This window comes from Brevibacillus sp. NRS-1366, assembly GCF_050467985.1.
In genome coordinates, this window is record NZ_JBITPN010000028.1 from 1 (window position 1) to 17,146 (window position 17,146).

Consider the following 17,146-nt stretch of genomic DNA (forward strand, 5'->3'; position numbering starts at 1 on the left):
TACCCGAAAGGGAGCATATCACTCTCAGAGGGCTTTTGACTTGAACAGGAAGCAGGCTACATCACTTGGTAATTCAAGTAGCGCTTGTTGATGAAGGAGTGAAAATGATCGCTGAACGAATCAGCATTCAAAAAAGCATTATAGGCGTAGGGCGTGACACGACAGTAGACGAATTCCCGGCCGTCGTGAAAGCGGATGTAGAGATGGTTGGCATCGAGGTCATAACGTGTCGATTTGATTAGCTGTGAATTTAGTTCTTTGTACGTGTACTCTTCTGTTTCTTGCGTTTGACTTGAAAATAACTGGCGAAAAAATGATCTCACTTCGCTGCAAACTCCTTTTGCGTAATCTAATGAGGATTTCGATTTCTTCGAGCCTTTATTTTACTCAAAAATTTGTATTCGGAATACAAAAACAGCACACCGATCGCAAAATAGGCCAAGAGAACTGTATTCAGGATAATGCCCGAAAAGTTGGCTAGTATGTAAGTTCCTCCTGTTTGAGAGCATGAAGTCACTATGTAGACGTGATCTACTCGAAATAGGTGGGAATCTCCTTTTTGCTTCATTCTAAGGACCTATCATCAACCTACTTATTGCTTTGTCGAATTAGTCTATATTACTTATTTGTAAATTGTCAATAATTACATAGATTTAAAATTAGGCAAACCTTTATTGCGTAGGCAGCTACTGGTCTCTGTTTCACATTAACCTTCCAGGCATCTTCAAAATAAAAAAAGGTTGCCCCCGGATTAATGGCTCCCTTTTTCCATACTAAGGAAGAAGCGAGGGGCTCTTGTGCTTCAGAGCGTATTGCAAGCGATTGGTAAAGCTCGCAGAAATGCGGGAAAAATGACGTTCCTCAGAGCGAACCCAGCCGAGATAGATGGGCTGCTGGCCGGGAACTTCCAAATCGAGGGTGACCAGGTCGATATTTTGCAAATAAGGCTCGTGAATAAAGGAGTAGTCCAAGCCGATTGTGACAGCCATGTTTTCGCGGACAGCATTGCGGATGGCGTCGGTATTGTTTGTGGTAAATAAAATATCGACAGGGCCGTACTTGGCGGCAAAATCCTCGACAAACCATCTGACGTATTCGTCATTGTACAGCACAAACGAATGACGGCGCAGTTCCTCGGGCGTGACGGAGTCCTGAAAGGCCAGAGGAGAGCTTTTGCTCACACCTACGACCATTTTTCCCTCCAGCAGCTGCTCGAAGGCAAGGCCTAGTCCAGCGCTTTTCTTGATGAGGCTCTCGTACATGATGATCAGACCGATATCAATTTTGTCACGGCGTATGTCTTCTAAAATTTCTTGCGTTCCCTTTTCGGCGATTTCCGTTCGGATGTGAGGGTAATCCTTTTTGAAGCTGGAAATGGCATTTACAAGCAAATTCATCGGGCCAGGAATCGTCGCTAGACGCAATTCACCGCTCAATGTATTTGTATAGTTTTGCGCTTCTTCCTGGATCTCCTGAATCTTCATGAGGACTTCAAACGCCTTCTTGATAATGATGCGTCCCTCGGGTGTGGGAACCGCTCCGAGACGGGAACGAGTGAACAGAGTGACACCGAGTTCCGCTTCCAGGCTGGAAAGAGATTGACTAATCGCAGATAGCGTGACGTGCTTGTTTTGAGAGGCTTTGGTCAAGGAGCCTGTTTTCGCCACTTCGACGATGTATTCAAGCTGCTCCAAATTCATGAGAGTAGATTCACTTCCTTTAATGAAACTTAAGGAACGGTAAATATGTTTACATATGATTTAATATAATAGAGGTTTATAATGGAATCAAGGCAAAGGAAAAAAGCTTGCCGTGAACATTTGAAATGGAGGCGTTTGCGATGGCGAGATTGGAAGGAAAAGTAGCGATTGTCACCGGTGGGGGCACAGGCATCGGGAAGACCACTGCTCTTCGTTTTGCAAAAGAAGGGGCAAAGGTAATCGTTACCGATATTAATCTGGACAGCGCCAGTCAGACAGTAGCCGAAATAAAGGAAGCGGGTGGCGATGCGCAGGCACTTGCCCACGATGTCAGTCGTGAGGAGCAGTGGGAGCAAGTCGTCGCAACAACCGTAGAACAATATGGAAAAATAGACATTCTGTTTAATAACGCAGGTATTTATATTATCAAACCACTGGCGGAGATTACGCTGGAAGAATGGAACCGTCTGATGGCCATTAACGTCACAGGCGTATTTTTGGGAATGAAGCACACCATGCCAGTCATGGCTAAACAACACAGCGGATCGGTGATCAATGCTTCTTCGATCGCTGGCTTGATCGGTGCCCCGGGACACGTCTTGTATGGAGCGAGCAAAGGGGCTGTGCGCATCATGACCAAGGATGCGGCTATCGAATATGCAAGACAGGGTGTGCGCGTCAACTCGATTCATCCCGGCTACATTGATACAGGCATGGTTGCTTATGCATCGGAGACAACTAAACACTCGAAGGCAGAGTTGGCACAAGGCGTTCCGAGCGGTCGACTGGGTACCGTAGAGGATGTATCCAACATGGTATTGTTCCTTGCTTCTGATGAATCAGGACATGTCACTGGAGCCGAATTTGTAATTGATGGTGGGGGAACTGCACAATAAGCGGCCACATTTATTTGAGAAAGGAGAGAGGAAGAATGAAACTGGTTAATAAAGTAGCGATTATAACAGGAGGAGCTAGTGGAATCGGTGAGACTACGGTACGTCTGTTTGCTAGTGAAGGGGCAAAGGTAGTGATTGCCGACTTTTCCCCACGTGGGATTGAGCTGGCAGACCAACTGAGCGCAGAGGGCTACGAAGCCTTGTATGTGAAAACGGATGTAACCAAGGAAGATGAAGTCAAGCATATGGTGAGCGCTACGGTTGAGAAGTTCGGAAAGGTGGACATCCTATTCGCCAATGCGGGTATCGCCAAAGACAGTGCTGCTCACAAGCTGAGTCTGGATGATTGGCAAAGAACGATTGATATTAACCTGACCGGTGTTTTCTTGTGCGATAAGTACGTCATTGAGCAAATGCTTGCGCAAGGAACTGGCGGGGCAATCGTTAACTGCGGCTCGATCCATAGCCATGCCGGGAAAGCTGGGGTCACCGCTTATTCATCAGCAAAAGGCGGGGTGAAACTCCTGAGCCAAACACTGGGAATTACCTATGCCAAACAAGGCATCCGCGTCAATGCTGTCTGCCCTGGTTATATCGATACGCCGCTGATTGCCGGACGTAACGAAGAGATGAACCAGCACCTGATAAACTTGCATCCAATGGGTCGTCTGGGCAGACCAGAAGAAGTAGCCAAAGCCGTTCTGTTCCTCGCAAGCGACGATGCTTCGTTTGTGACAGGGACAAGCTTATTGGTAGACGGTGGGTATACAGCACAATAACATAGGAATGTGGCTAGAGAGAAACCGGACCAGGCAACTGTGTCTGGTTTTTTTCATTTAATCACACCTATCAACCAACGTCCAATCACCGAGAATTCCTCTTTCATACAGTATAAGCAGTCCCATCGTGGAGCAAAGGAGGGAGGGAGCTTGCCGGCGAGTGTTGGGAGTGTACATATTCAAAATAACTTTGGCACGATTCAATTCGGGGATACGGCAAACAACTCTCCGAAAAGCAGCACCAAAACTTTTTCCGGTGCAGGAGGCGGCAACAACGGGAATAATGTGAGCGTCACCAATGAACAGAGTGAAACGAATACATGGGTGTACGGAGTGGATAGCAGAAAGAGAGGAAGCTGTCCGAGGAGGCGTCCGACCAAAAGATTCAAAAAACGCGAGAGAAAGTACCTGAAAAAACGAACTTGATGTCCGGGAAGATGGAAAAGAAGATGACTTTGTAAGCAACACATCGTATCACATTGGCGGCCAATATAAAAAAGAGTAAGACAAGGACGGAAGGTATAGACAAAGGATAGGAGAAAAAGCTTTATATATCGAAAAAGAGAATGCGATCGCAACGATTGTGATCAATCGTTTAGACAAGCGAAATTTCTTTACACGGGTATCTTTGCCATTACGCCGGCCAAGCTGGGAATCGGCTATAATTAACAAGTATGAAGCATTGGTCGATCTCATCGGGGCATCGCGCGCAAATGAGCGTTTCTAAAGTTTCTAACGAACAATTTCAACGCAAATGGAAGGAAGAGAAATTATGGCTGAATCAAAAACAGAATCCCTCCTGTTTACCCGAGTGAACAAAGATACCCAATCGCTGCCTATCTCCATCGAGGATTGGGAGCAAAAAGCGCGAGAAATCTTGCCGGATGGACCGTTCGACTATATCGCGGGAGGATCGGGTGCCGAAGAGACGCTGGCCGCGAACCGGACAGCATTTTCGAAGTGGGCAATCGTACCGCGGATGATGCGTGATGTGACGAATCGTACACTTGGCATTACGCTGTATAATCAGTCGCTGCGTGCACCAATCATGCTGGCCCCTGTAGGGATGCAAGCGATTGCCCATCCGGAAGGCGAGCTGGCGACAGCCAGGGCAGCGGCAGAAGCGGGAGTCCCGCTCGTAGTCAGCACGGTTTCCGCTCATTCGCTGGAGAGAATTGCAGAAGTCATGGGTGATGCTCCGCGCTGGTTCCAGCTGTATTGGTCCAATGATCGCGAGGTTTCCGCGAGTATGGTCAAACGGGCCGAGGCGGCAGGCTATTCTGCTATCGTCCTGACGGTGGACACGATCATGCTGGGCTGGAAACGCCGCGACTTCCGCAACGGATACTCACCACTGCGCGAAGGAAAGGGACTTGCCAACTATATCACAGACCCTGTCTTTTGCTCGCGACTGACTGAAGTCACCCCTGAGAATGCAGTCGAGGAAATTTTGAAAAATATTTATCATCCTGCGTTGAACTGGAACGATATCGCCTTTTTACGCGAGCAGACCAGTCTACCGATTCTTGTAAAAGGCATTTTGCATCCAGAAGACGCCAAGCTGGCTATAGACCATGGAGTGGACGGCATTATCGTCTCCAACCACGGAGGCCGCCAGATGGATGGCGCGATTTCGACGCTGGATGCCCTGCCTGCGATTGCAGAGGTAGTGGCGGGCCGGATACCTGTTTTGCTGGATAGTGGGGTTCGCACCGGAGCTGACGTTGTCAAGGCAATCGCGCTGGGAGCGAATGCTGTCCTGATCGGACGTCCATTCCTGTTCGGCCTTGCTGTGGCAGGAGAGAGGGGCGTAGCGAGCGTGCTCGATACACTAAAGAGCGAGTTTGATGTTGCGATGGCTTTGTCCGGAAGCAATTCTGTAGCTGATCTGAACAAAAGTATTCTCGCTCGCATGTAAAACTCCGTTGAGAGGCCAAAAGTCATGTAACAAGCGCTGCAAAAGATGAAGGAGATCGATTTTGACAAACAGGGACAGGATCTAATGTTATTCTCCAGAAAGAAAGATTTTGAAAATATGTCGCGCAAATCGCTCGTCCTCTCGTTGAAGTTTGGTAAATACATGGTAAAATGAATCGAACTTACCATTCCAAATAATTCGATCCTTCCAGCAAGGATCTTTTTTTTTTGAAATTCTACTTCCGCAGATAGGTGATTGAGATGAAAAACGAGATAATAGCTACGCTTGGGCCACAAGATTGGGAAGATCTTTTACACGAGAAAGACGAAAAACTGAAAGGTGCACTGCGTGAGCTAGCAGATGTCAGATATGCGTTGGATCAATCGACTATCGTAGCTATGACTGATCAACGTGGTGTGATTTTGCGCGCCAATGATCAGTTCTGTAACATCTCCAAATACGATCGCAGTGAATTGATCGGTCAGGATCATCGCTTGCTAAACTCAGGCTATCATCCCAAATCATTTTTCAAACAGATGTGGGCCTGTATCGGCTCAGGACAAATTTGGCGAGGGGAAATCCGCAATCGTGCAAAAGACGGCAGCTTTTACTGGGTGGACACAACCATCGTGCCGTTTACGAATCAGAATGGGAAAATATATCAATACGTATCGATCAGAAGCGATATTACAGCCCGCAAGCAAATGGAAGAGGAAGTGCGAAAAGGCGAAGAAAAGTATCGCATTATTGCAGAAAACACCTCTGACATTATTAGTATGGTGGATAGGGAAGGTCAGTTTCTCTATTTGTCTCCAGCACATAAATCGGTTTGGGCACATGACGTACCAGACGATGAGATTCAAAATATATTCAAGTGGATCGCTGAAGTCGATCGAGACAATTTGGCGTATGCCATCGAGCACACCTTTGCTACACGAAAAGAATACATGGTGGAATGCCGTCTTAACTCGAAAAGAGAGACACCGATTTGGACGGAAACCAAAATCAATCCACTCATGGACGAGCAAGGCAATGTGAACAGCTTGATTATGGTTACGCGTGACATCACGGATCGCAAGCATTCCGAAGAGATCATCCATTACCTGGCTTACCACGATGCGCTGACAGACTTGCCGAATCGCCGGATGTACGTCCAACAATTGACCAAGGAAATCGTGCAGGCCAAACGCTTCCAGTCGAATATAGCGGTGCTTTTCCTCGATTTGGATCGCTTTAAGGATGTGAACGATTCGTTCGGACATGATGTAGGCGATATGCTGCTGGTAGAGGTGGCGAAGCGATTGCAAGATTGCATCAAGCCGCAAGATATAGTTGCCCGCTTGGGCGGGGACGAATTTACGATTCTTTTAAGTCAATTGAACGATCGCGAGGAAGCGGCGGCCGTGGCCGAACAGATCATGAGTGAACTGCAGAGGTCCTTCTCACTGAATGGCCAAGTACTTAACGTTTCCAGCAGCATCGGTATTTCCATGTTCCCGCAGGACGGAGACAATGCGGAAGACTTGTTAAAGCGTGCGGACACTGCTCTCTACACCGTAAAGTCTCGCGGCAAAAACGGCTATGACTTTTTTGATCCGTCGATGGAGGCCAAGTCGTTGGAGCGCATTCTGATGGAAAATGAACTGCGCAAAGCGATTGAACAAGAACAGTTCCAGATCTATTACCAACCCAAAATGGACATCATCACAGGGTCGCTGACAGGAATGGAAGCACTGGTACGATGGGTGCATCCAGAACTGGGAATTATCTCACCCAATCGCTTTATTCCGATCGCCGAAGAAAGTGGAATGATCATTGCTTTGGGCGAATGGATATTAAAAGAAGCGTGCAAGCAAAACAAGCTTTGGCATGACGAAGGATACGAGCTAAAGGTGTCCGTCAATCTGTCCGCACGACAAATTTACCAAAAGGATTTGCTCTCCATGATCAAGGCGACTCTGGCAGAGACGCAGCTATTGCCGGAGTGGCTGGAGCTGGAGATTACGGAGAGTATTTTTGTCAAAATGGAAGAGGCAACAAAAGTACTGCAGCAAATACGGGATATTGGCATCGAGATCTCTATTGACGACTTTGGGACGGGCTACAGCTCCTTTAGCTATATCAAGAGCTTGCCTGTTGATACGATCAAAATTGACGCTTCCTTTATCCGGGATATTCATCATAATCAAGAGAGTCAGGCTATTGTAAAAGCGATTGTGACCATCGCACAGAGCCTGAACTTGAATGTTATCGCCGAAGGCATCGAGCTGAGCGATCAAGTGGAAGCCCTTCAGCAAAACGGCTGTGGCCACGGGCAAGGCTACCTGTTCAGCCGGCCATTGGCTACTGCCGATTTTGATCGTTATTTGCGAAAAGATCAAGAAGGCAATGATCGTACACTACCGCACTAATAAAACGAGCGAAAAGCTAAACATCCGTATGCTTATATTCATGATAAGCGTACGGATGTTTTCAAATTTTTGAAGGTCCACAGGTCGATCTATTTTATTTTGGATATGCCGTTAGACGTAAGCTCATAAATAGTCGTTGCGACTTCAAATAAGTTTTCTAGCTAAGTTTTTTACCCGGCGACTTGCCACCATGAGCGCAAATTGTATGGTACTATGAACTGTATTTTATTTTCAGTGAGCGAAAAGGAGGCCCCCTGTGGGAAAGTTTTCAATCAATACAACGATAGCGATTGCGAGTTTAGTATTCATCTGGGGGATTAGCTGGGCGATCTATAAAATGTCGCTGGCATACACCCCTCCCATTTTGTTTGCAGGCATGCGCTCTTTGATTGGTGGCGTATTACTAGCCCTCTTTTTGTTGCCGAAGTGGAAAAAGATCAATTGGCGTGAAAACTGGCCGAAATACTGTATTTCTGCCGTATTAAATACGCTGTTCTTCTACGGAATTCAGACAGTAGGTCTCGTGTATTTGCCCGGAGGTTTATTTTCTGTCCTCGTCTATTTCCAACCGATTCTCATTGGCCTGTTTGCCTGGATGTGGCTGGGGGAGAGCATGACTTTGATGAAAGTGGCAGGATTGATCATGGGCTTTATCGGGATTGTATCCGTGAGCGCAGATGGATTCACTGGCCAAGTATCGATTGTGGGGGTTGTCCTCGGCTTATTGACGGCGCTGACGTGGGCGCTTGGCGTCATTTATGTAAAAAAAGAGAGTGCCAAAGTAGACTCGCTCTGGATGGTGGCCATGCAGAGTATCCTCGGCGGTGCGGTGCTTACATTGATGGGAACAGGCTTGGAGAACTGGTCTGACATCGTTTGGAATACGCCCTATGTAGTTGGATTAGGGTACGGATCTACCTTTGGTGTACCGATTGCGATCGCGATTTATTTTGGTTTGGTCAACTCGGGAGAGGCTAGCAAAGTAGCTGCTTTTACTTTCCTGGTTCCGCTTATTGCTGTTATTACGGGAACGATCTTTATGAACGAACCGATCACGTACACGCTGCTTGCCGGATTAATCTTGATTGTTGTGAGCATCTACCTTGTGAACTACCAGGGAAAGCCAAAAAAGAGCGGGCAAAAAGCCGCTCAGGTAACGAACGCAAGCTGAATACAGGAAAAACAGCCGATGCTATCATGTCGGCTGTTTTTCTTTTTCGAGGCATATAGTAGACGTAGTTACCCGCGATAAATTCCCTGCTCGTAAATATACTTCAAGCACTCATCGGGCAAGAGGAAGCTGGGATCTCCGCCTTTGCGAATTTCATCGCGAATGTATGTGGAGCTGATCCCCATGTTGATGCCTTTGCTCATGATATGGAAGTGCTCATCGTTATTTCGCAAGAGTGCGTCTTCGGCGATCAGATCGGCAGTCGGATAGCCTTCACGCGACATGACGATAAAATGGAACTGGGTTATCAGCTTTTCGGCATTCCCCCAATTGGACATTCCCGCGAGCAGATCAGAGCCCATGATAAAGAAGAGTTCGTCCTCCGGATACTTTTTTCGCATATGGATCATGGTGTCATACGTATATGTTTCTCCGGGGAGAGCGTTCATCTCGACGGTTGAGATTTCAAACAGAGGGGCGCCTTTGCTGTTCGTTTTATTCGTGCAGGTCGCGAGCGCAAGTTCCAACATGCGCAACCGATGGACGTCCTCTGTCTGCAGCTTCTTGTCATGGCGCTTGGAGGAGCAGGGGACAAAAATTACTTTGTCCAGCCGCCTCCGATGGGCAACTGTAGCCGCGGTAAATAAATGACTGTAGGTGATCGGATCGAAGCTGCTGCCGTAAATGCCGATTCGCATAGAGATCCCTGCCTTTTCACATAGTAGAGGTCGAAGGTTATGACTGTTTGGACCGATTGATGACAGACATGCCGAGCTGGTTTTTAAAATGTCCGAGCGCCCACTCATGTCCTGCGGGATTGAAGCTGGCGACTGCGTCTTCGTGGATGACGACGCGAAATCCGTTGTAGAAGCCTTCGATAGCCGTGTGCAGGACGCAAATGTCGGTGCATACGCCTGTAAGGTGTATTTCGGTGATTCCGCGCGTCCGCAAGAGCAGGGCCAGATCAGTACCTTGAAAAGCGCTGTAACGTGTTTTGTCCATCCAGTGGATCGTTTCTTCGAATTCCTCATAGACGCCCTGGATGCTGCCGTACAGGTTTCTGCCGGCTGTTCCGATGATATTATGCGGCGGGTAAAGCCCCGTCTCCGGATGGTAGGGGTCCTGCTCCTTATGAGCATCGACCGCCATGACGACATAATCGCCCTCTGCCAAAAATTCGCGGATCAGCCCTCCGATGCGTGCCTCAATCGCCTGACCAGGCTCCCCACACGTCAAGGCACCATCTGTTGCAACAAAGTCGTTGGTGTAATCAATGACAATCAGCGCTTTCATACGAAAAACCTCCTCAGTCTTCATAGGAATTGTATGTCTATTTCTAATAAATCATGGCAACCGGCATGTAGTCGGTAAAGCGATACAGCTTGGCAGGGGAGTTGGAGTACTCGGTTGAGTAGAACGGCTGGCCGTCGGCTGATAGCACTGGCTCAAGAATTCCCTGCCTTCTGGTAGTCGAGAGCAGACGGCGTTCAAAATTTCCGCGATCACTCACTTTAAACGCAGGTACGACGGTTTCAATTACCTGCAACAACTCGCTCAATGTAAATTCGTCAGGCAAAAAAGCTTTGGCAATATTCGTCTGCAGCATTTTTTCACGGACACGCGCGAGGGCATCGGTGAGGATGTCGCCATGATCAAATGCGAGATTCAGACGAAGCGCATCCTCGATCGGAAAGAGGCGTGCCTCCGAAGCATCGTCATCCGCCTTGGCATGCTTCAATAAATCCTCGTGGACAAGTGATACATAAGCGACACTGGGAATCCATCCCCGCGGGTCTCTGCCTGGTTTGTAGTACGTCCCCAGCTGTTCGATATGAACATCGCGGTCGATGTTCGTCTCTTCTTTTAACTCGCGGTAGGCGCCCTCATCCAGCGTCTCTGTTTCCTTGGAAAAGCCGCCAGGCAAGGCCCATTGCTCCCCGAAAGTCGTGCTTTTTCTTTTAATCAACAGGACGGCAAGCTGCTTGATAGGCAGAGACTTCGTCTTGGTATGGCGAGGCTGGGAAGTGATCGTAAAAATACAAATGTCTGTAGGGAGTCCGTCTGGAGTGCGGTGCTTCCTGGTCCGATAAAACATGCGCTTGGCTGGCAAAGGTTTGATGCTCATAAAACCATTCCTTTCACAACAGGAACTCTTCGTTGTCTTACTTTGTATATTATGATACCGTTTTAACAATGTCAATATAACAATGTTAAAAAGTTGTTCCTATGTTACTCTCCTAAAAAAAAAGCGAGGAAGCATGCAAAGAAAAAAGACGTCTACATAAAGCAGACGTCAGTGAGGATAAATCGGTTCATTTTGGGCTCTCATGTTCGAGTAGTGCGGTAATTGGTTTCATTCGCTGCGAAGGAAGTACTTTTTCTCTGGACTGACTAAGCCGAAATGCTTCATCCCAAAAAAAGAGCTGGCTATTTTGGGGAAACGGGCTTTTGGGCTGCACACGCACGTAGGACCCATCAGGCATGAGCATGGATGCCTTGGCATCATCTTGCAGCATGGTCTTCAAAAAGTGTATCACTCGCGTTTTTAAGTCGCTCTGTACGATCGGGAACATGATTTCGACGCGTGCGATCATGTTGCGTGTCATCCAGTCGGCGCTTGCGAGGTAGACTTGCGGATCGCCTCCATTGCAGAAAACATAGATGCGGCTATGCTCCAAATAACGGCCAACGATGCTGATGACCCGTATATTTGCACTGACCTCTGGAAGACCTGGGCGAAGACAGCAGATTCCGCGGACGATCAAATCAATTTTCACGCCTGCACAGGATGCTTTGTACAAGGCTTCGATGATTTCTTTATCTGTCAATGCGTTCATTTTCGCAATGAGAAACGCAGGTTTTCCGGCCAAGCTGTTTTCCATTTCTTTTTCGATTAGCGCCAAAAAAGTCTCTCGCATGCCGAGTGGTGCAGTGGAGATTTCCCGCCACGCAGGGGGATGAGAGTAACCCGACAAATGATTAAAAAAATGGGAAGCATCAATCCCGATTTCCTCACGGCAGGTAAGCATGCCAATATCCGTGTAGATTCCAGCGGTTTTGTCGTTGTAGTTGCCAGTGCTCAGGTGCACATATCTTCTCAGTTGGCCGTCTTCCACGCGAACGATCAATGTGATCTTGCTGTGCGTTTTCAATCCAGCCACACCGTAAATGACATGGCATCCCGCATTCTCCAGTTTTTTTGCCCAAACGATGTTGTTCTCTTCGTCAAAGCGGGCCTTGAGCTCCAGTAAGACGGTCACTTGTTTTCCGTTATCTGCCGCTCTTAAGAGGGCATTGACGATAGGAGAATCTCCGCTGACGCGATACAGCGTTTGTTTAATCGCCAGTACACTCCGATCTTCTGCGGCTTCCTGAATGAATCGGACGATTGGATCGAATGATTCGTATGGATGATGAAGCAGCACATCCTTTTTTTGAATGGCGGAAAAAATATCATCCTCGTTAAACAAATCAAGCGGTTGCTGAGGAGTAAGCGGTTCGAATCGCAAATGATCATAGCCACTGAGCGTATGAAAACGGAAAAAGAAAGTGGGATCGAGAGGACCGTCTAATCGGAAAATTTCGAACGTTGTAAGCTCAAGCCAATCTTGCAGAGTCGCTTGCAAAAAATCACTCATGGACGCGTCGACAGCTAACCGGGACGGCTCCCCCATTTTTCTTTTTTTCAATTCTTGCTCGATCGCTTCCAGCAAATCTTCTGTCTCGTCTTCATCAAAGGTCAAATCTGCATTGCGAGTGATGCGAAAGGGACTGGTCTCCAAAATGTGGTAGCCTTGAAACAGACTGTCCATATGCTGTGCGATGACGTCTTCCAGCAGAATGAAATGAGCTTCTCCTATGGGGGAGGGCAGCTCTAGAAAGCGGGGAACAACAGCTGGAACCTGTACGACGGCAAACAATGGTCCCTCGCTTTCTGGGTCGTCGTCCTCCAATAACACGGCTAAATTCAAGCTTTTGTTCAAAAGCATCGGAAACGGATGGCTCGCATCTACCGCCATTGGTGTCAAAACGGGATAGAGATGATCGTGAAAAAAGTGATGGATAAACTTTTCTTGTTCATCACTTGCTTCCGTTGCCTTCAAAAAACGGATGCCTGCGACTTGCAAATCTGGAGTAATCTCATTCTTCAAGATGGTGTACATGTTTTCCATCACTTCTTGGGTCCGTTCCCAGATGGCCTGTAATTGTTCCTGGGGGGTCATCCCCGACTTGTTGTCTGGCTTGGTGAACCCAGCCTTCACTTGGTCCTTTAACCCTGCCACCCTCACCATAAAAAATTCGTCGAAGTTGCTGCTGGTAATGGCAATAAATTTTAATCGTTCAAACAAAGGATTATCTGGATTTGCAGCTTCTGCCAGCACGCGTTCGTTAAATGCAATCCAGCTTAATTCCCGGTTGATATAATAATCCGGAATACTGAAGTCCTTCATCCATGCCCAACCTTTTTATAAAAATAGATGATTCAACTGATGAGGACTAGTATAACAGGCTTCTGTTAAGTGATTGTTAAGTTTTGGATATGTCTGAAACAGCTTCAAAAGCGAGGGGAATCTTCCACGCCTTGGAGAGCTTATTCAGCGGTTCGTCCAGCAGGGAATACTCCAAATAATCGCCTCTTTGACCAGCGCACCGCAACAGATAAGAACCGCTTGCCTTGACGAGCTGAAGCGCAAAGATAGATTGAGTCATGGACCGATCTAGCGTTCGAGACAGTAATAGGACATGCCCCAGCTTTTCGATCAAGCTCTTGTCCTGCTTAGAGATGATGTCGGCATGGCGTGCGATTTGGCTTTGCAGCAGTTTATTGGTTTTATAAGAGGCGAGCATCGCAATCAGCAAGCGTTCCCGATGGGTGTAGCCTGTCATCAACACTTGAGAAAGCAGGTAAAAGGTGTGCTCGGATGACTCGTAGATGTTGATGCTGCGACCTACGTCATGGAGCAGGGCAGCGGTTTCCAGAAGATCTCGTTCCCACGCTGAAAATGAGTGAAGGGACAGCGCCCCGAGCTGATCGAAAAGCGATAAGGCCAAGCTTTTTACGTGATGGGCATGGGGTTTATCTACGTGATAACGGTTCATGAAATGTGCCGCACACCGTTCGTGAATGTGGCGGACAGTCGCCTGTGGTTCTGCGCCCCAAACGGCTTCGTACAGGACGCCATCGCGCAAGCCTTTGTTGCTGATAATGAGTTCATCACTGCCACAATACACGAGCAACGCTTCAAAAGCGGCAATTCCAGAGAGGACAACATCCGCCCTGTCTTTGGACATCCCGGGGACTTGTCGTCGGTCTTCCAGAGAGAGAGTACGGATGCTTTCCAGAATACTGCTCACATGTTCTCCAAGAATTGGGTAGAGGTGCAGGCTATCCATGCTATAGTAGACAGAGCGCTGATGAATTTTACCCAGATTCCGGGCTGTGCCGCCAATCGTGATGACAGGACACTTTTTATTGGCAAGCCATGGCTGGGAGGCGAAGGAACTGGCTAAAAAGGCGCGCATCTGCGCGAACTCTGTCTCAGTGGGAATGTCGCTTTGCAAAAACAGCTTGGTGAGCGTAACAATGCCAAATGGAAAACTATGGCTTTCCTTTAATTGGCGATTTTGAAAATAAGTAACCTCTGTACTTCCTCCACCGATGTCAATGGTAACGCCCTCGTCTACGTTCATGCTGTCCATCACAGCGAGGTAGCCGTAACGAGCTTCTTCCTCGCCGGTTAAAATCCGAATGGTCACACCCGTTTCTTTTTTGATGAGCCGGGTCAGTTCCAATCCATTTTCTGCTTGTCTTACAGCAGCAGTAGCAACCCCGATCGTTTGGCTCACCTGACGAGCATCCAGCAGTTCCTTAAATTGGCGTAAACACTTCAGTGTGATAGCGATCCCTTCTTCATCAAGACGGTTGTCCCGCAGATGATTGCTCAGTCGCAAACTGCGTTTGATATTGTCCACTTCCGTCACATTTCCCTGCTCATCTTGTTTATAAATAACCAATCTGGCTGTATTGGAGCCGAGGTCAATAACGCCGATGCTTTTATTCATGAGATTCCCCACTTTTTGGTTGGTACCATTTTTGGATCTTTCCATTATGCCATACAAAAGGGCAATTCTTTTCAATAAGTTGTTAGTTGACAACAGCGGAAAACCTTTTTATAATCGGAGACATTCAACCAAGCACCTAACACGAATAACAACAATTGCCGTGAAAAGGAAAGTAGAAAAGGGATTTGACGTCCAGAGAGCTGCCTGATTGCTGGGAGGGCAGCCGCGAACTCTTTTTGAAAGCCACCTTGGAGCTCTGCTTTTGAACGAATGATGTAGAAAGCAGCGATTGGCCCACGTTATCGGGCGCATGTCAATTACGACTGCACAAGTTTGCTTTTTGTGAAAAAGGCAAAAAAGCTGAGTGGTACCGCGATACCTTCGCCTCAGCAATCAGAATCATGGGAAACCGTGGATCTGGTTGCTGGGGCTTTTTGCTTTTTCGACGAAAAAAGAGAGAAATGGAGTGGTGGGGAATGGATCGACTGAAACAACGAGAACTGCTGCATCTTTTGGAAGAAGACAGCCGCGTAAGCGCCGAACAAATTGGCAAAATGCTAGCAGAGCCGACCGAGGTCGTCGAACAGGCGATTGCCGCACTGGAAGCTGATAAGGTCATTGTGAAGTACCCAGCCCTGGTAAACTGGGAGCGGGTAGAGGATCATCCATACGTGAATGCTATGATCGATGTGAAAGTAACGCCGAAACGGGATGTAGGCTTTGACGAGGTGGCGGACCGCATCTGTCGCTTCCCGGAAGTAAAGGCTGTCTACCTGATGTCGGGTGCGAGCTACGACTTGTCGGTTGTGCTGGAAGGGAAAACCATGAAAGAGGTGGCTACCTTTGTTTCGCAAAAGCTGGCGACACTCGATTCGGTGGTTTCGACTGCCACCCACTTTATTTTGAAACGCTACAAGCACGATGGAATTGAGCTCGAAGATCGTGACGAAGATCGCAGGATGGTGGTTACGCCGTGAGTACACAAGTGACAGTCAAAAGCAAAAGCCGTTTATCATCTACAGTCGCTTCCCTAAAGCCCTCGGGCATTCGTCGCTTTTTCGATTTGGCCGCTTCGATGGAGGGAGTCATATCGCTTGGTGTCGGTGAACCTGATTTCGTTACACCGTGGCGTATGCGCGAAGCATCTATTTCGTCATTGGAGCGTGGACATACTGCTTATACTTCCAATGCTGGTTTGCTTGAGCTGCGAGTCGAAATCCAGAAATACTTGGAGGAGCGCTTTTCAGTCAGCTACCACCCCGAATCCGAAATTTTGATTACCGTAGGGGCGAGTGAGGCCATCGATATCGCGCTGCGTGCCATTTTGGATCCAGGGGATGAAGTCCTGGTCGTAGAGCCGTGTTACGTATCTTATGAGCCAGTTATTCGCTTGGCTGGCGGGGTACCCGTGTTCCTCAAAACCACGATGGAAAACAATTTCAAGCTGACTCCCGATGAGCTGGAGAAACATATTTCACCACGCACCAAGGCTATCATCTTCTGCTATCCGAACAATCCGACCGGTGGGACGATGACGGCAGACGAGTGGAAAACCTTGTTGCCGATTATTGAAAAGCACGATCTCTTGGTGATCTCTGATGAGATTTATGCGGAGCTGACGTACGGACGGATGCATGACAGCATCGCTGCACTGCCGGGGATGAGAGAGAGAACGATCCTGATTTCCGGGTTTTCCAAAGCCTTCGCAATGACAGGCTGGCGTCTCGGATATGTATGTGCTACACCTGACCTGTTGGCAGGCATGCTGAAAATTCATCAATACACCATGCTGTGTGCACCGACGATGGCGCAGATGGCTGCCTTGGAAGCACTCCGTCATGGGCGCTCTGACATGGAGAGGATGATTGAGAGCTACCGTCAGCGTCGCAATTACGTCGTAGACGGTTTCAGACAGATTGGGCTCACGTGCCACGAGCCGGATGGTGCCTTTTACGCTTTCCCATCCGTAGCTTCAACGGGTCTCACCTCTGCTGCCTTTGCCGAAAAGCTCCTGATGGAGGAAAAAGTAGCAGTCGTTCCAGGCGATGTTTTCGGGGAGAGCGGTCATGGTCACATTCGCTGCTCCTACGCGACTTCGATGGATCAGTTGAAAAAAGCATTGGATCGGATGGGCAGCTTGATGAGCCGGCTGTAAGCTAAATACAGGACAATGAAAAAGGGACAGCCCTAAAGTTGTCCCTTTTTTGT

General features: G+C 48.1%; 15 protein-coding genes and 1 other annotated feature. Of the genes, 8 read left to right on the forward strand and 7 right to left on the reverse strand.

The features are described 5' to 3' along the window. Positions 1 to 56: 56 nt before the first annotated feature. Positions 57 to 323 carry a KTSC domain-containing protein gene (locus tag ACIFQN_RS23475; RefSeq protein WP_429835456.1) on the reverse strand — a complete coding sequence of 89 codons (267 nt, stop codon included), beginning with the start codon at positions 321 to 323 and terminating at the stop codon, positions 57 to 59. Positions 324 to 773: 450 nt separating this feature from the next. Then, positions 774 to 1,700: a LysR family transcriptional regulator gene (locus ACIFQN_RS23480; RefSeq protein WP_429835457.1), complete on the reverse strand. Its 927-nt coding sequence runs from the start codon at positions 1,698 to 1,700 to the stop codon at positions 774 to 776. 140 nt (positions 1,701 to 1,840) lie between these two features. Here ACIFQN_RS23480 and ACIFQN_RS23485 point away from each other — a divergent pair, with 140 nt between their 5' ends. The 6 genes from ACIFQN_RS23485 to ACIFQN_RS23510 all read left to right on the forward strand — a co-directional run bounded on the left by ACIFQN_RS23485 (position 1,841) and on the right by ACIFQN_RS23510 (position 8,875). Beyond that, on the forward strand, positions 1,841 to 2,596 hold the full coding sequence (locus ACIFQN_RS23485) for an SDR family NAD(P)-dependent oxidoreductase (RefSeq protein ID WP_429835458.1): 756 nt from the start codon (positions 1,841 to 1,843) through the stop codon (positions 2,594 to 2,596). Positions 2,597 to 2,631: 35 nt separating this feature from the next. After that, positions 2,632 to 3,375 carry an SDR family NAD(P)-dependent oxidoreductase gene (locus ACIFQN_RS23490; RefSeq protein ID WP_429835459.1) on the forward strand — a complete coding sequence of 248 codons (744 nt, stop codon included), beginning with the start codon at positions 2,632 to 2,634 and terminating at the stop codon, positions 3,373 to 3,375. Between the two features lie 150 nt (positions 3,376 to 3,525). Continuing rightward, the gene (locus ACIFQN_RS23495; protein ID WP_429835460.1) at positions 3,526 to 3,801 is read left to right on the forward strand and encodes a spore germination protein; all 276 of its coding nucleotides are present in this window, start codon (positions 3,526 to 3,528) and stop codon (positions 3,799 to 3,801) included. A gap of 346 nt (positions 3,802 to 4,147) precedes the next feature. Continuing rightward, on the forward strand, positions 4,148 to 5,293 hold the full coding sequence (locus ACIFQN_RS23500) for an alpha-hydroxy-acid oxidizing protein (RefSeq protein WP_429835461.1): 1,146 nt from the start codon (positions 4,148 to 4,150) through the stop codon (positions 5,291 to 5,293). A gap of 260 nt (positions 5,294 to 5,553) precedes the next feature. Then, the gene (locus ACIFQN_RS23505; protein WP_429835462.1) at positions 5,554 to 7,704 is read left to right on the forward strand and encodes an EAL domain-containing protein; all 2,151 of its coding nucleotides are present in this window, start codon (positions 5,554 to 5,556) and stop codon (positions 7,702 to 7,704) included. 256 nt (positions 7,705 to 7,960) lie between these two features. Further along, positions 7,961 to 8,875, forward strand: coding sequence for a DMT family transporter (locus tag ACIFQN_RS23510; protein WP_429835463.1), 915 nt, complete (start codon positions 7,961 to 7,963; stop codon positions 8,873 to 8,875). Positions 8,876 to 8,943: 68 nt separating this feature from the next. Here ACIFQN_RS23510 and nadD read toward each other — a convergent pair whose 3' ends face one another. The 5 genes from nadD to ACIFQN_RS23535 all read right to left on the reverse strand — a co-directional run bounded on the left by nadD (position 8,944) and on the right by ACIFQN_RS23535 (position 14,938). Further along, a complete protein-coding gene (nadD, locus tag ACIFQN_RS23515) occupies positions 8,944 to 9,573 on the reverse strand; it encodes a nicotinate-nucleotide adenylyltransferase (protein ID WP_429835464.1) in 630 nt (209 codons plus the stop codon). A 37-nt stretch (positions 9,574 to 9,610) separates the two neighbouring features. Continuing rightward, the gene (locus ACIFQN_RS23520) at positions 9,611 to 10,168 is read right to left on the reverse strand and encodes a cysteine hydrolase family protein (protein WP_429835465.1); all 558 of its coding nucleotides are present in this window, start codon (positions 10,166 to 10,168) and stop codon (positions 9,611 to 9,613) included. A gap of 43 nt (positions 10,169 to 10,211) precedes the next feature. After that, positions 10,212 to 11,000, reverse strand: coding sequence for an NUDIX hydrolase (locus ACIFQN_RS23525; RefSeq protein WP_429835466.1), 789 nt, complete (start codon positions 10,998 to 11,000; stop codon positions 10,212 to 10,214). A 187-nt stretch (positions 11,001 to 11,187) separates the two neighbouring features. Beyond that, positions 11,188 to 13,326 (reverse strand): RNA degradosome polyphosphate kinase, encoded by a 2,139-nt coding sequence (locus tag ACIFQN_RS23530; RefSeq protein WP_429835467.1) that lies wholly within the window; start codon positions 13,324 to 13,326, stop codon positions 11,188 to 11,190. Between the two features lie 76 nt (positions 13,327 to 13,402). Beyond that, positions 13,403 to 14,938, reverse strand: coding sequence for a hypothetical protein (locus tag ACIFQN_RS23535; protein ID WP_429835469.1), 1,536 nt, complete (start codon positions 14,936 to 14,938; stop codon positions 13,403 to 13,405). Between the two features lie 151 nt (positions 14,939 to 15,089). Next, positions 15,090 to 15,330, forward strand: a binding site (T-box leader). Between the two features lie 84 nt (positions 15,331 to 15,414). On the opposite strand from ACIFQN_RS23535, the gene ACIFQN_RS23540 reads away from it, so the two are divergent. Together ACIFQN_RS23540 and ACIFQN_RS23545 are read left to right on the forward strand one after the other, a co-directional pair. After that, positions 15,415 to 15,915: an Lrp/AsnC family transcriptional regulator gene (locus tag ACIFQN_RS23540; RefSeq protein ID WP_429835471.1), complete on the forward strand. Its 501-nt coding sequence runs from the start codon at positions 15,415 to 15,417 to the stop codon at positions 15,913 to 15,915. Further along, positions 15,912 to 17,093: an aminotransferase gene (locus tag ACIFQN_RS23545; RefSeq protein WP_429835472.1), complete on the forward strand. Its 1,182-nt coding sequence runs from the start codon at positions 15,912 to 15,914 to the stop codon at positions 17,091 to 17,093. Before ACIFQN_RS23540 ends, ACIFQN_RS23545 begins: the two co-directional genes overlap by 4 nt. Positions 17,094 to 17,146 lie beyond the last annotated feature (53 nt).